Origin of the sequence: Schlesneria sphaerica (assembly GCF_044336245.1) — a bacterium.
GTDB classification, from domain to species: Bacteria; Planctomycetota; Planctomycetia; order Planctomycetales; family Planctomycetaceae; genus Schlesneria; species Schlesneria sphaerica.
On the sequence record NZ_CP172346.1, the window covers coordinates 891446 to 903930 of the forward strand.

A 12485-nucleotide genomic window follows, 5' to 3' on the forward strand; every position below is an offset into this window, starting at 1 on the left:
CATGAGATTTCGAGTCCCCCTCCTGATGACTCTGCTGACACTCGTCGCGCCCCATCCATGTCGTGCGGTGGACCGTCAACTGATTGCGTCACGAGCCAATCAATTACAAAAAATGTCCCCCATCGAGCGGGATCGGCTGAACCGCAACATCGCCGAATTCCGCAAGCTCAGCGATGCCGAGAAAGAGCACTTCCGCAAACTTCATCGCGAACTGAAAGCCGATGCGGCCAGTGGAGGGAATCTCGCAACCCTGCTTCAGACCTATTCCGTCTGGGTCCAGACATTGACGCCGACTCAGCGGGATGAACTTCAGAAGGAATCGAACCTCTCACATCGATTCGCTCTGGTCCGGAAATTCAAGGAAGAACAGGAAGAACCGGGGGAGCCCGTCGAATCCAATCCGCCGATCGCAGCGGAACTCGTGACCGACGAAAACGTCAAGCAGCTCAACACAGTCTTCACGAAGCGCGAAGCCCTGGTCCCCAAAGATTTGAAGTCGGTGCTGAAAGTTCTGACAGATGATCTCGACAAACAGCACATGCAGCCCGCCTTCGAGAATCCGGATCTGGCGGCATTCATTCCTTTGATCCACGCCAGTGTCCAGTCGACAGGGGGTGACTATCAGACATGGCCGGAACAAAAACTGCTTCAGGAAATGATTGGATCGCTCAACAAGGAAACGGCGCAGACGTTCAGCAAACTGAATCCCAACTCCAAACGCGACGTCATGGTCCGGATGCTGCTCTTGGGAGTGATGAAACAGGCTCGTGACGAAGTCAAATTTCCTACCGAGGACGAGAAGCTTCAGATCTTGAAAGAGATGAAGCCGGCGGAACGCGAATGGATCATGAATCAGTCGGCAGCCCGCATGAAGATTTACCTGATCCGAAAATCCATGGAACTGCGGGGCGAGGAGGCACTAAGCGACTTCAAACAGATTCCCGAATATCACAAGCAGATTGAAGAGCTGTTTGAACGGTTTGAAGTCGCACCACCACCGCGATTCCTCGGCAAAACCAGGAAAAACAGCAGCCGGCAGAAGAAGTGATGCAAATCTTCCTGATGAGAACCTAGCAAACATGTCTCGATGGCCGTTTATCGTTTTTTCTGTGCTCGTCCTGCTGCCACTGATTCTGATTGCAGGGGTGAGTGGCTGGCTATTGTGGGTGTCCGGGAACTGGTTCTGGCTCTCATGGACGATCACCGTCTGCTGGACTTCGGCCTGGCTGCTGCACCGCTTTGCCAAACCAGTGCAGGTGCCGCTTCCCGAGATTGGCTCGAAGATTCACTGGACGCCCCGCGATCACGCCGCCGCGGCACTCATCGAAGCCGAGCAGAAGCGAGTGGTTGACTTCACCGCCACACAGCTCGCGGATCCCCAGTTCTACACGACTCGATCGATCGAACTGGCGACGGAGTTTGCGAAACACTACCACCCCAATGCGAAAGATCCTCTCGGAGCCGCATCGGTCGTCGAACTATTGACGACGATTCAACTGGTGGCAGAAGATCTGGAATCGACGCTCCGTAACAGCATTCCGGGAAGCCATCTCGTTACCGTTTCACAATGGCGGATGCTGTCGAATGCTCCCGCCTGGTGGCGGACGGCGAACAATTTCGGCTGGCTCGCCTCTGTCATTCTGAATCCCACCAGTCTGGCACGCTTTGCCGTTTCCAAAGCGTTTGTCGATCCCCTTTCGGAACAGCTTCAGACAAACATCCTGGGAACCTTCTACGCGCTTTTTATCCGGCAACTGGGCTTCTACCTGATTGAGCTCAACAGTGGACGTCTCCGAGGGGGATCCGCCGCGTACCGCGCTGCGATGCGCAGGCTGGAACCGATTCCCGTCACGGATCCCGACAACCAGACAACCGTCCTGCCGGATGCAGTGACGGTGACGATCGCCGTCATCGGACAGGTTAAAGCCGGTAAATCGAGCCTCGTCAACTGCCTGCTGGGGGAACAGCGGGCCGCCGTTGATATCCTGCCCCTGACACGCGATGTGACACGCTACGACCTGCGGATGAATGAGCACTCGGATCGACTGATCCTGCTCGATACACCGGGCTATAGTGACTCAGGCGCAACGTCACAGCAGATCTCGGAAACCTTTGAAGCGGTCAAGAACGCGGATCTGGTTCTGCTCGTGATGGATGTGCGATCCCCGGCAAAGCAGGCCGACGTCGCGATTCTGGATCAACTGGATACGTGGTTTCGTGAACGTCATCGGTTTAAGCCCCCGGCGATTGTCGGCGTCGTCTCGAAGATCGATGGCCTCAGTCCCATCATGGAATGGGCGCCACCCTATTCGTGGGAGAATCCACAACGCCCTAAAGAACGGAATATCCGCGACGCCCTGGAGTTCGTACGGAAGACATTTTCTGACCGCCTCGCTTCCGTCGTTCCCGTCTGCAGTGACCGCGAAAATGGGCGTGTTTTTGGGATCGAGGAATACCTGCTCCCGACTATCACGCTCCTGCTGGATGAAGCTCGAGCCTGTTCACTCGTTCGGTCACTGCACCGTGAATACGACAAGCAGCGGGCCTGGCAGGTCGTCAACCAGTTAATGTCGGTCGGCACAAAGATCAAAGAGCTGGCGCCCGGGTTCATCAAGGCTCAGGTCAGTCAGGTCGCCCGTAACCTGTTGACGAATATGACCGGTAAAGGGAATTGAGCTTTTCCTTCGGAAAACGGCAGGCTGCACGGTTCTCAAGATGCGCAAGAGTCTCTTGATATCAGCCCGTCGGCTCGCCTAGACTGGCAGTCGCGGATCGGGTCCGACGTAGTGCGGAGGGTTATGAAAACTCTCTGACCAGGACCCCTGCGACAAACTTGCCACCGAGGGGAGTCTATCTTGCTGAATATTTGTCCTGAAACGGATCGCAATTGTACCGGTCTCTCGCGACGGAATTTTCTGCAGGTGGGCACTCTGGGCGGACTGGGACTTTCACTTCCTCATCTCCTCGCCGCAAAAGCACAGGCGGAGTCGAAAGAGAAAAAGGGACGTGGAAATTCGTCGGATGTCAACTGCATCCTGATCTGGACCCAGGGGGGCACAAGTCATCACGACACGTTTGATCCCAAACCTCAGGCCCCGATCAATGTCAAAGGGGAATACGGGGTCATCGATACCGCCATTCCGGGCGTGCAGTTTACAGAGATTGTGCCTCGCATGGCGCAAGAGATCGGGCGGTACGGATTGCTGCGAAGCTGGAACCCCATGAACGGCAGTCACGGGGTGGCTGACCAGCACGTCATGTCGGGACGTCCATTTAATCCTGCCATGCACTACCCCACCATCGGGTCTGTCGTCAGCCACCAGATGGGTTTCAAAACGGCGATGCCCCCGTTCATTCAATTGGGCAATGCCGTCGATCGCTCGTTTGGTGGCGGGAAAGCGGGCATCCTGGGACTGGAACACAACGCGTTTGAGATCCTAGCGGATCCCAATGCCCAGAATTTCGTGGTTCGCGACATCTCGCCGCCAAGTGGTATTACGAACGAACGGGTCGATCGGCGTAAACGCGTTCTGGGGATGGTCGATTCGCTGCAACGAAGCACGAGCGTCCAGCCAACTGACTTTGATGCGCTGGATGAAAACTATAAGACCGCACTCGACATGATCACCGCACAGGAAACACGTCAGGCATTTGAACTCGACAAGGAAGACCCGAAACTACGCGAACAATACGGTAAAAACTCGTTCGGGCAAAAGTGCCTGCTGGCCCGTCGACTGATCGAGGCTGGTGTTCGCTTCGTGACGATTTCGGACGGAGGATGGGATACGCATCAGAACAACTTCAGTGCGCTCAAAGGTCATCTGCTCCCCCGGATCGATCAGGGCCTGCCTCAGTTGCTGATTGATCTTGAGCAGCGGGGAATGCTGGAGAAAACCCTCGTCGTATGGCTGACCGATTTCGGCCGTACCCCCAAGATCAACTCAGCCAGCGGCCGTGACCACTGGGCCTCTGCCGGTTTCGCCGTCATGGCCGGTGCCGGCATCCCTGGCGGCAGTATCGTCGGCGCCACCGATGACGAAGGTGGGCAGCCAATTCGCAATCAATACTTCAGTGAAGACCTGGTGGCCACCATTTATCACAAGCTTGGCCTTCCTCTGGATCTGCACGTCCAAAGCCCGGACGGCCGCCCAGTGCGCCTGATCGAAGGCAACCTGATCAGGGAATGGGTGTGACCCAGTTCCCCTTTGCTGCTTGGGGGCACCTGTCGGCGGGAGAAGTGCTTGAACGCGCCGCGATGAAAGGCGAAACATAGATGACGGAAAGATCCAATCGCTCCGACTCCGTGCCAAGAATCCCCCGCTGCACTAAACCTTGCCGCCCACTATTCCGAATTGTGATGTGGTAACAGCGAAGAGTCGTGCAGCCCCTCCGTGAAGGGGGATCTTCCGCACGCTGAGCTGAGGCATTACTTCTATCCCCTGTCCCAATCTTTGGACGCTGATTGAAGGGCGAGCAATGCGCAGGGATTTAGGGACCAATCGTCCGCATCACCGTTTGCTCCGACCGTTGAGACTCTTTGCCGTACGAGTCTTTCGCTGTCGGGCAAGATTCTTCACCTGATCCTGCCGGGAAGTATCTTCGAACGCCGGCGATTCAACGACTTCCCACTCGTCCCCTTCGTTCCAGGGACCAGTGCTGTCTGTTTCCCCTTCGTCTCCCTGGCCGGTGGAGTCGTTGAAGTAGACATTCACCACTTCCTCCGATGGCGGGATCACTCCGATGTCCAGATAGTTCTTACCCAGACTTTCGAGCCCCAAAGTGAACGCTTTCAGATGGGTGATTTCGCGCGTCATCAGAAATTGAAGGGCGTCCTTCGTGCCGGGATCGTCACTGAAATTGATCAGTCGCTCGTAAACGATTTTCGCTCGTGCTTCAGCGGCGATGTTGCTGCGCAGGTCGACATCCAGCTCGCCAGTAATTTTCAGATAGTCCGCCGTCCAGGGATTTCCCTGTGAGTTGAACAGGCAGACTCCGCCACCTCCCGCAATGGCCACCAGCGGGTCGGCTTCTGCGGCCTCGCGAGCTTCCTTCGTCGGTTTGAGGTGCAATCGTGCAAGAGCACCAATGACCTCCAGATGCGAAAGCTCTTCTGTGCCGATGTCCATGAGCAAGTCTTTGAGCGCCGGATCATCGCAGTTCATTCCCTGGATGGAATATTGCATCGCGGCAGCCAACTCCCCGTTCGCGCCACCGAACTGTTCCAGCAGCATATTGCCGAAACGGGGGTCGGGAGTGCCAACGTCGACTGTGTACATGAGCTTCTTGACGTGATGGTACATGCCGGGGTCCTTTGGACTAGAGGAAGGGTGGGTACATCGACGGAGCAGACATCGCTGCAGGCGGATGAGGCAACTCGGGACCACTTGCAAGTGGTGCGCCGCGCAGCCAGCTTGAAATTGCTCCGCTGAACATGTCCCTCGGTCATCGGCGACACGAGACGGTAAACTGCACCTCGATTAAATGGATCTCTGGTGTCGTAAAGCCGGGTCCATTTGCGCGTGCTAGCGACCTCATATACATACAGTTAGTAAATCTTCGAAAACGTCGAGCTTACGGCCGGGCATTTGAAAGTGACGTGCGGTAACCGGCAGGACGCTGGGAATGCCAGTGCCACGCGGTCGCGACAATATCTTGAATTTCGGTATGTCGAGGTTTCCAGCCAAGTTCACGCCGCGCCGCTTCGGCACTGGCGACGAGTCGCGCCGGATCCCCGGGACGCCTGTCTCGAATGACTTCAGGTATCTCTTTCCCTGTGACCGCTCGACAGACGTCAATAATCTCGCGAACACTGTGGCCGCGGCCTGTCCCTAAATTAAAGGCCGCTGCTTTCCCGGCTTCGAGCCATTCCAGTGCGCGAAGGTGTGCATCCGCCAAATCGTTCACATGAATGTAATCCCGAATACAGGTCCCATCTGGAGTGTCGTAGTCGTTGCCGAAGACAGCGATTGATTCACGCTGCCCTAGTGCCACTTGCAGCACCAGCGGGATGAGATGCGTCTCGGGAGCATGGTCCTCGCCGAGTTCACCGCTCGCGTCCGCCCCCGCTGCATTAAAATATCGTAAGGCTACAAAACCGATTCCATAAGACGTTTGATAGTCGGCCAGTATCTGTTCCACCATCAGCTTGGTGCGGCCATAAGGGTTGATCGGTGACCGTGAACTCTCTTCCTGAATGGGACATGAATCCGGCATTCCGTAGACGGCTGCGGTGCTGGAAAAGACGACACGACGCACGTTCGCAGCGCGAACTGCTTCCAGCAGGCTCAATGATCCCGCAACATTAGTCTGATAGTACATAGCAGGGTCCTCGACGGACTCACCCACATACGTCAGGCCGGCAAAATGCACGACCCCCTCGACGTCATATTCTCTTAGTGTACTGGCCAGAAGTTGCCTGTCAGTCAGTTCACCAACGATCAGCCGTCCCTGCGGTACTGCCGTTTCGTGTCCACGACTTAAGTTGTCATAGACCACGACGTCATGTCCTCGACTGAGGAACACCCGGGTTGCATGGCTGCCGATGTACCCGGCCCCGCCCGTCACGAGAATTCTCATCGTCGCATCCTCTGAGAAAATGACCGTTCCCCTTGCCCGCGCGGCTGAGGTGCAACCAATGCGCCGCTTGGTGCTCTGAATGACGAATTGATGAATACACTGTGAGATTTTAATCCAGTGTGGGCGATCGCACGTCAATCACCAATGGGCTGTAGGCAGTACGATCGAGCAAATTAGGAATGAGCATTCTCTTTCCATACTTCGCTGGCGAATGACTGTATGGGTCGGAATTCATTAAGAGTGATCAGTTTATCCGCTGAGATGATGCAGATGGAGGATCAGTTTCGCTTCACATGAAATGAAAATGAAGGCGGCGCGGAGTGTGACGAGAGGGATGGCACGGAACAGACTTTGCGGCCCGATCGGCAAGTCGTCGTACTAGTATCCCTTCAGTGGAGATGATAGATGAACTTGAAATATGACATCGTGGTATTCTGCCATCTTCGATGGAGTTTTGTGTGGCAGCGACCTCAGCATATTTTGAGTCGGCTGGCCTCTGATACTCGCGTCTTCTACATCGAAGAGCCGGTCTTCGATGAATCAGCAACTCCGTCATGGAGAATTACCGAAGCGGGTCCCAACCTCTTCGTATTCACTCCTGTCACCAATGTGCGAGACGGGGGCTTTCACCCCAATCAGATTCCCGCACTGCAGAGCCTGATCGTCCAGCTGAAGTCATCCCAGTCACTTCATGATCCTGTCGCCTGGTGCTATACACCGATGGCTGTTCCCCTGCTCGAATCACTGCAACCGTCGCTGGTGGTGTACGATTGCATGGATGAACTTTCCGCCTTCCTGCACGCCCCACCCGAGTTGCTGGAACTTGAGAACCAACTTCTTCAGAAAGCGGCGCTCGTGTTCACCGGGGGGCCCAGTCTCTACAGAGCCAAGTGTTCGCGACATCCTCATGTCTACTGCTTCAGCAGTAGTGTCGACGCAGCACACTTCGGCAAAGCGAAGGAGACGCTCGAGGAACCGCACGACCAGGCTTCGCTGCCACATCCACGGCTCGGTTTCTTCGGCGTTGTCGACGAACGCTTCGACGTCGACCTGCTGGCGGGATTAGCAGAGCGACGCCCCGAATGGCAATTTGTCATCGTCGGCCCTGTGGTGAAAATTGAGCCGAGCCGGTTACCACACGCAGCAAACATTCATTATCTGGGACAACGGAAGTACGAAGAGCTTCCTGCGTACCTTAGCGGCTGGGATGTCAGTCTGTTGCCTTTCGCGAAGAACGCATCCACGAAATTCATCAGTCCCACCAAAACCCTCGAGTACATGGCTGCTGAGAAAGCCATCGTCAGTACATCGATTACGGACGTCGTAGAACCTTACTCGGACATCGTTTACTTCGGCGATACCGTTGACGAGTTCGAAGCGGCTTGCGTGGCGGCACTGGAACAATCCGATGCGGAACGAGACAAGAGAGTCAAACGCATGGATGAAGTGCTGAAGGCCACTTCGTGGGATAGAACGGTCCGTCATATGGCAGACTTGATCACGGAGGCGATCAGTTCCGAGAAAGAGAGCACATCGGTATCCAACTCCACGGAGGAAGTGCACCCTGGACGCGCCGGCAATCCCGTGAGTTCGCACCATCCCGTCGTCGTCGTGGGAGCCGGCCCTACTGGATTAAGTGCGACCTACCACCTGGGGAAAGATGCGCTACTGCTTGAGCGGAATGACACCGTCGGAGGATGGTGCCGCTCGATCGAAGTCGACGGTTTCACGTTCGATTTTGCTGGCCACATCATGTTCAGCAACGATTCGTATGTGCACGAGATGTACAAGCTGCTCCTGGGAGACAACGTCCACTGGCAGGACCGGGAGGCATGGGTCTACAGCAAAGCCGTGTTCACACGGTATCCATTTCAAGGTGCACTCTATGGCCTCCCACCTGACGTCATCCGGGAGTGTATCATGGGAGCGATCGAGGCTCGTTTCGGGTCGACCAACGAGACGGACGCGTCTGAGACGCAGAAGGATGAACGGGTGACAAGGGCCGCGTGCTTGAACGGAAACGCCCAGGGCAGCGTCACCACCGTCAGTCGCCTGCAGGCTAAGAACGGTTCTTCGACGAATGGAACGCAAGCGTCGAATGGACAGCGTGAAAGCGACGCACACAGCGGTTCCAATGGGCACAGCGGAATCACTCATGGGACAAACCGGAGTAATGGACATTCTCGCGACGCAGGTACGCAGGTACTGCGAAATGGCCATGACGCATCGCACCACGTCGATAGACCGAGCAATGGTACAGCTCGCAATCGTCTGGAGGATTGTTGTGCCGATGGGATCATTGAAAGCACGGCAGAACTGTCGACGAAACGAACGGAAACCCCGAAGCCGAGCGGTCCCGCGAACTTTGAAGAGTTTATCTATCAGGTCTGGGGTAAGGGGATCGCGAAACATTTCGCCATTCCTTACAACCGAAAATTGTGGGCCGTTCCGCTGACCGAGATGGAAACGTCATGGTTGGGTGGCCGAGTTCCCATGCCTGACCTTGAAGAGATGATCGATGGTGCACTTTCACCGGTGCCCAAACCGATGGGACCCAACGCACGGTTCGGCTATCCCCTTCGTGGGGGGTTCCAGGCGCTGATGGATGGTTTCATTCCCCATATTAAGAGTCAGCTTCGTTTGAACGCGGATGTAGCGGGCTTCTCTCCAAGTCAGCACCAGATCACTTTGCGGGATGGATCGGTGATCTCTTACGATCAACTGATCAGCACGATGCCACTCCCCGTGCTGGTTCGTCTTGCCGGGGACGAAGCACCCGAAGAGGTCAAGCAGGCCGCGGCAGGACTTCGCTACATCTCGGTTCGCTGCGTCCACATTGGAATCGGGCGTGAGGCGGTGACGGACAAGCACTGGATCTACTATCCAGAGGACACGGTGTTCCACCGGATCTTTGTGCAGGGGAACGCCAGTCCGCACTGCAACCCCCCCGGCGGATTTGGGATCACATGTGAGATCACTTACCGGGCCGAATCGAAACCACTTCCTTATGAGGGTGAAAAACTGATCCAGCGATGTATCGACGACTGCCGCAAGGTCGGAATCATCAAGCCCCACGATGAGATCTGGACAACAGCAGAAATTGATATGCCGCACGCCTACGTCCTTTATGACCACGCTCGTACAGCAAACGTGACCCTGATTCGTGACTGGCTGGGCCAGCATGACGTCATCCTTGCCGGGCGCTACAGCGAATGGGAGTACTACAATTCGGATCACGCGTTTCTGGCGGGCAAGAAAGCAGCAGAAAAGGCACTGAGCCTGCGGGCTGCACATCAGACGAATGGTCACTCTCTGCAACCCGGTGAAGTCGTCAAAGTCGTGTGAGCAGTCACCTTTACATGACGCCGGTTTTCACGAGGCATTGAGAAGATGGATATTCTTGACGATCAAGGGCTCCGATTCTGGGGTGGCCTGGAATGCACTCGTAATCGAGTCGGAGACGACTTCCATGATCAGTTCCAACGTTCGGGACATTGGGTTCGAGTCGACGATTTGAATCGGATCGCCGCCTTGGGTATCAAGGTCGTGAGGTACCCTGCTCTCTGGGAGTGGGCGTCGCCAGCTGCTTCGGCCCACTATGAATGGGGATGGATCGATGAGAGGTTTCAGCGACTGAAACAGCTCAATATCGCCCCCATTGCAGGTTTAGTCCATCACGGCAGCGGCCCGCACGGAGTCGATCTGCTGAAGGATAGTTTTGCTACGGGACTCGAGGCGTATGCTTTCGCATTCGCCTCGAGGTATCCGTGGGTGACAGGCTACACCCCGGTCAACGAACCTCTCACCACGGCTCGATTCAGCGCTCTTTATGGTCACTGGTATCCTCACCAACGAGACAGCCGAGCATTCGCTCTGGCTATGCTCAACCAGTGTCAGGCGACGGTACTGGCGATGCGCGCCATCAGAAAAGTGAATCCTGAGGCTCGGTTGATTCAGACAGAGGATCTCGGGAAGACGTTTGCCTCTCCATCCCTGCAATATCAGGCTGACTTCGATAATCAGCGTCGCTGGCTGACCTTTGACTTGCTGGCGGGAGCCGTCGATCGACATCACCCCATCGGATCTTACTTTGAATGGCTGGGGGTGCCCGAAGAATCCCTCCGGTGGTTCGCTGACAATCCGCTTCCCGCCGATATCCTCGGGATCAATTACTATGTGACCAGCGAGCGGTATCTCGACCGGCGATACCATAGGTACCCGATCGGTTGCCGGGGAAGTAACGGCAAACACGTCTACGCTGACATCGAAGCGGTGCGCGTGCGACGAGAAGGCCTTGTGGGGGTGAAAAAACTGGTCCAGGAGGCGTGGAAACGGTACCGCACTCCAATCGCCATCACGGAAGCTCACATTGGTTGCACGCGTGAAGAGCAACTCAGATGGTTGAACGAAGTCTGGAACCACGCCCACGAAGCTCGACAGGAGGACGGAGTCGATCTCCGCGCCGTAACGGCCTGGGCACTCCTGGGTTCGTTTGACTGGAACTCTCTGCTCACCCGCAAAGCGGGCTACTATGAATCGGGCGCCTTCGACGTCCGGGGACCTGTTCCGCGCCCGACAGCAGTCGCGAAGCTGGCAAAAGAACTCGCCTCAGGAACAAAGCCCTCACATCCGGTCCTGGCAGGGGATGGCTGGTGGCGGCGCGACATCCGCTTTTTGATTCGACCTCCACAGACTTCGCCCCGTCGACAGCCGATCAAGGGCCCCCCAATTCTGCTGATCAGCAATGGGGATATGTTGGGACGCTCGATCAAAGTTTGCTGTGAGATCCGTGGTCTACCCGTGAAGGCAATCAGCCGATCGAAGCATGACTTCTCAAACCCGCGGAACATCGACGACGTGCTGTTGCGCACGAAGCCCTGGGCCATCATCTATACAGGTCAGTCGCGCGAAGACACATTACTCAAATACCGCACGCGAGCCAGCGACCCCCGTAGTCTGAATGAACCCGGGGCACTTGCGACGATCTCGCGGGCCGCGAATCTTCCGTTGATGGCGTTCTCGTCCTCTTCGGTGTTTGGAGTCGAAAGGGAGCAACCCTATCGGGAGAGTGATACTCCGAACCCGATCTGCGAGTTTGGACGAACGAAACTCCAGACGGAGCTTCGTATTCTCGACACGGCACCTCATGCACTGCTGGTCCGCCCGGGCGCATATCTGGATATCTCGGCGAAGAATGGATTCCTTAGGAGGAGCGTACAGGCGTTCAACGATGGGGTTCCCTGTTGCCTTGACCCGATCACCATGTCCCTCACCTATCTTCCCGAGATCGTGAACACAGGGCTCGACCTGTTAATCGATGGCAATTCAGGGATCTGGCACCTCGCGGGGGAAGGGGTCGCGACACTTGAAGAAGTCGCGGCAGAACTGGCGAGCAGACTTCGCCTTGAACAACCTCGGGTCTTTGTCCGGAAACCAACCCAATCCACTCGTCAAGCACCATCGGCCTACCGAGCCATCGCGAGTGAGAGGGGGATCACCTTGTCCCCTTGGCGGGTCGCGATCTCTCGTTATCTGCGTGACAGCCACATGCTGTAGGTTTCGACAGCAACTCTAAACACGGTGGCATCAAACTTGCCGAACAGCAGATGGAACATTTCACAACAATAGGAAGCGAAATGAATACGACCGAATATCTGGCAGATACCAATTTTTCCAACTCCGAGCCTCTGACCGAGGTTCCCCTCTTTTTTGAACGTACGGCGGGTTCGTCCCTGGAGCCAATCGAAGTGTCCGGTGACCTGGAACCCGGCGAAGCACAGTTCCGTCGGGATTTCCAGGCGCGCTGGTGGCCAGGGGATATGCAGGTCTATACCCCTCCTGCAAAAGGTTGAGAATCGCTCAGTTGGGTAGGTCAATTGGGATCAAGGTGCGCGCTGATCGTTCAGCGC

8 protein-coding genes are annotated in these 12485 nt (G+C 56.1%); 6 read left to right on the plus strand and 2 right to left on the minus strand.

Features of this window, described 5'->3' with window-relative positions; all coding sequences use genetic code 11:
• The first annotated feature begins 1 nt into the window (after position 1).
• The 3 genes from ACGY09_RS03460 (at position 2) to ACGY09_RS03470 (ending at position 4193) form a co-directional block, all read left to right on the plus strand.
• Positions 2-1048, plus strand: coding sequence for a hypothetical protein (locus tag ACGY09_RS03460; RefSeq protein WP_397570480.1), 1047 nt, complete (start codon positions 2-4; stop codon positions 1046-1048).
• Positions 1049-1079: 31 nt separating this feature from the next.
• On the plus strand, positions 1080-2675 hold the full coding sequence (locus ACGY09_RS03465) for a GTPase family protein (RefSeq protein ID WP_397570481.1): 1596 nt from the start codon (positions 1080-1082) through the stop codon (positions 2673-2675).
• A 246-nt stretch (positions 2676-2921) separates the two neighbouring features.
• Positions 2922-4193, plus strand: a complete 1272-nt coding sequence (locus tag ACGY09_RS03470; protein WP_397570482.1) for a DUF1501 domain-containing protein — start codon at positions 2922-2924, stop codon at positions 4191-4193.
• 315 nt (positions 4194-4508) lie between these two features.
• Here the strand turns inward: ACGY09_RS03470 and ACGY09_RS03475 are convergent, their stop codons facing one another.
• Together ACGY09_RS03475 and galE are read right to left on the minus strand one after the other, a co-directional pair.
• Positions 4509-5300, minus strand: coding sequence for a manganese catalase family protein (locus ACGY09_RS03475; protein ID WP_397570483.1), 792 nt, complete (start codon positions 5298-5300; stop codon positions 4509-4511).
• A gap of 271 nt (positions 5301-5571) precedes the next feature.
• Positions 5572-6576: a UDP-glucose 4-epimerase GalE gene (gene galE / locus ACGY09_RS03480; RefSeq protein ID WP_397570484.1), complete on the minus strand. Its 1005-nt coding sequence runs from the start codon at positions 6574-6576 to the stop codon at positions 5572-5574.
• Positions 6577-6981: 405 nt separating this feature from the next.
• On the opposite strand from galE, the gene ACGY09_RS03485 reads away from it, so the two are divergent.
• From ACGY09_RS03485 to ACGY09_RS03495, 3 genes are all read left to right on the plus strand, one after another.
• Complete coding sequence (locus tag ACGY09_RS03485; protein ID WP_397570485.1) at positions 6982-9921, plus strand: FAD-dependent oxidoreductase; 2940 nt, start codon at positions 6982-6984, stop codon at positions 9919-9921.
• A 45-nt stretch (positions 9922-9966) separates the two neighbouring features.
• Positions 9967-12132, plus strand: coding sequence for a family 1 glycosylhydrolase (locus ACGY09_RS03490; protein WP_397570486.1), 2166 nt, complete (start codon positions 9967-9969; stop codon positions 12130-12132).
• An 80-nt stretch (positions 12133-12212) separates the two neighbouring features.
• Positions 12213-12428 carry a hypothetical protein gene (locus ACGY09_RS03495; protein ID WP_373651579.1) on the plus strand — a complete coding sequence of 72 codons (216 nt, stop codon included), beginning with the start codon at positions 12213-12215 and terminating at the stop codon, positions 12426-12428.
• Positions 12429-12485 lie beyond the last annotated feature (57 nt).

Excerpts from the sequence above, each read along its gene's own strand:
- ACGY09_RS03495 (WP_373651579.1), top strand. The coding sequence starts at position 12,213 with ATGAATACGACCGAATATCTGGCAGATACCAATTTTTCCAACTCCGAG.
- ACGY09_RS03460 (WP_397570480.1), top strand. The coding sequence starts at position 2 with ATGAGATTTCGAGTCCCCCTCCTGATGACTCTGCTGACACTCGTCGCG.
- ACGY09_RS03485 (WP_397570485.1), top strand. The coding sequence starts at position 6,982 with ATGAACTTGAAATATGACATCGTGGTATTCTGCCATCTTCGATGGAGT.
- galE (WP_397570484.1), bottom strand. The coding sequence starts at position 6,576 with ATGAGAATTCTCGTGACGGGCGGGGCCGGGTACATCGGCAGCCATGCA.
- ACGY09_RS03490 (WP_397570486.1), top strand. The coding sequence starts at position 9,967 with ATGGATATTCTTGACGATCAAGGGCTCCGATTCTGGGGTGGCCTGGAA.
- ACGY09_RS03475 (WP_397570483.1), bottom strand. The coding sequence starts at position 5,300 with ATGTACCATCACGTCAAGAAGCTCATGTACACAGTCGACGTTGGCACT.
- ACGY09_RS03465 (WP_397570481.1), top strand. The coding sequence starts at position 1,080 with ATGTCTCGATGGCCGTTTATCGTTTTTTCTGTGCTCGTCCTGCTGCCA.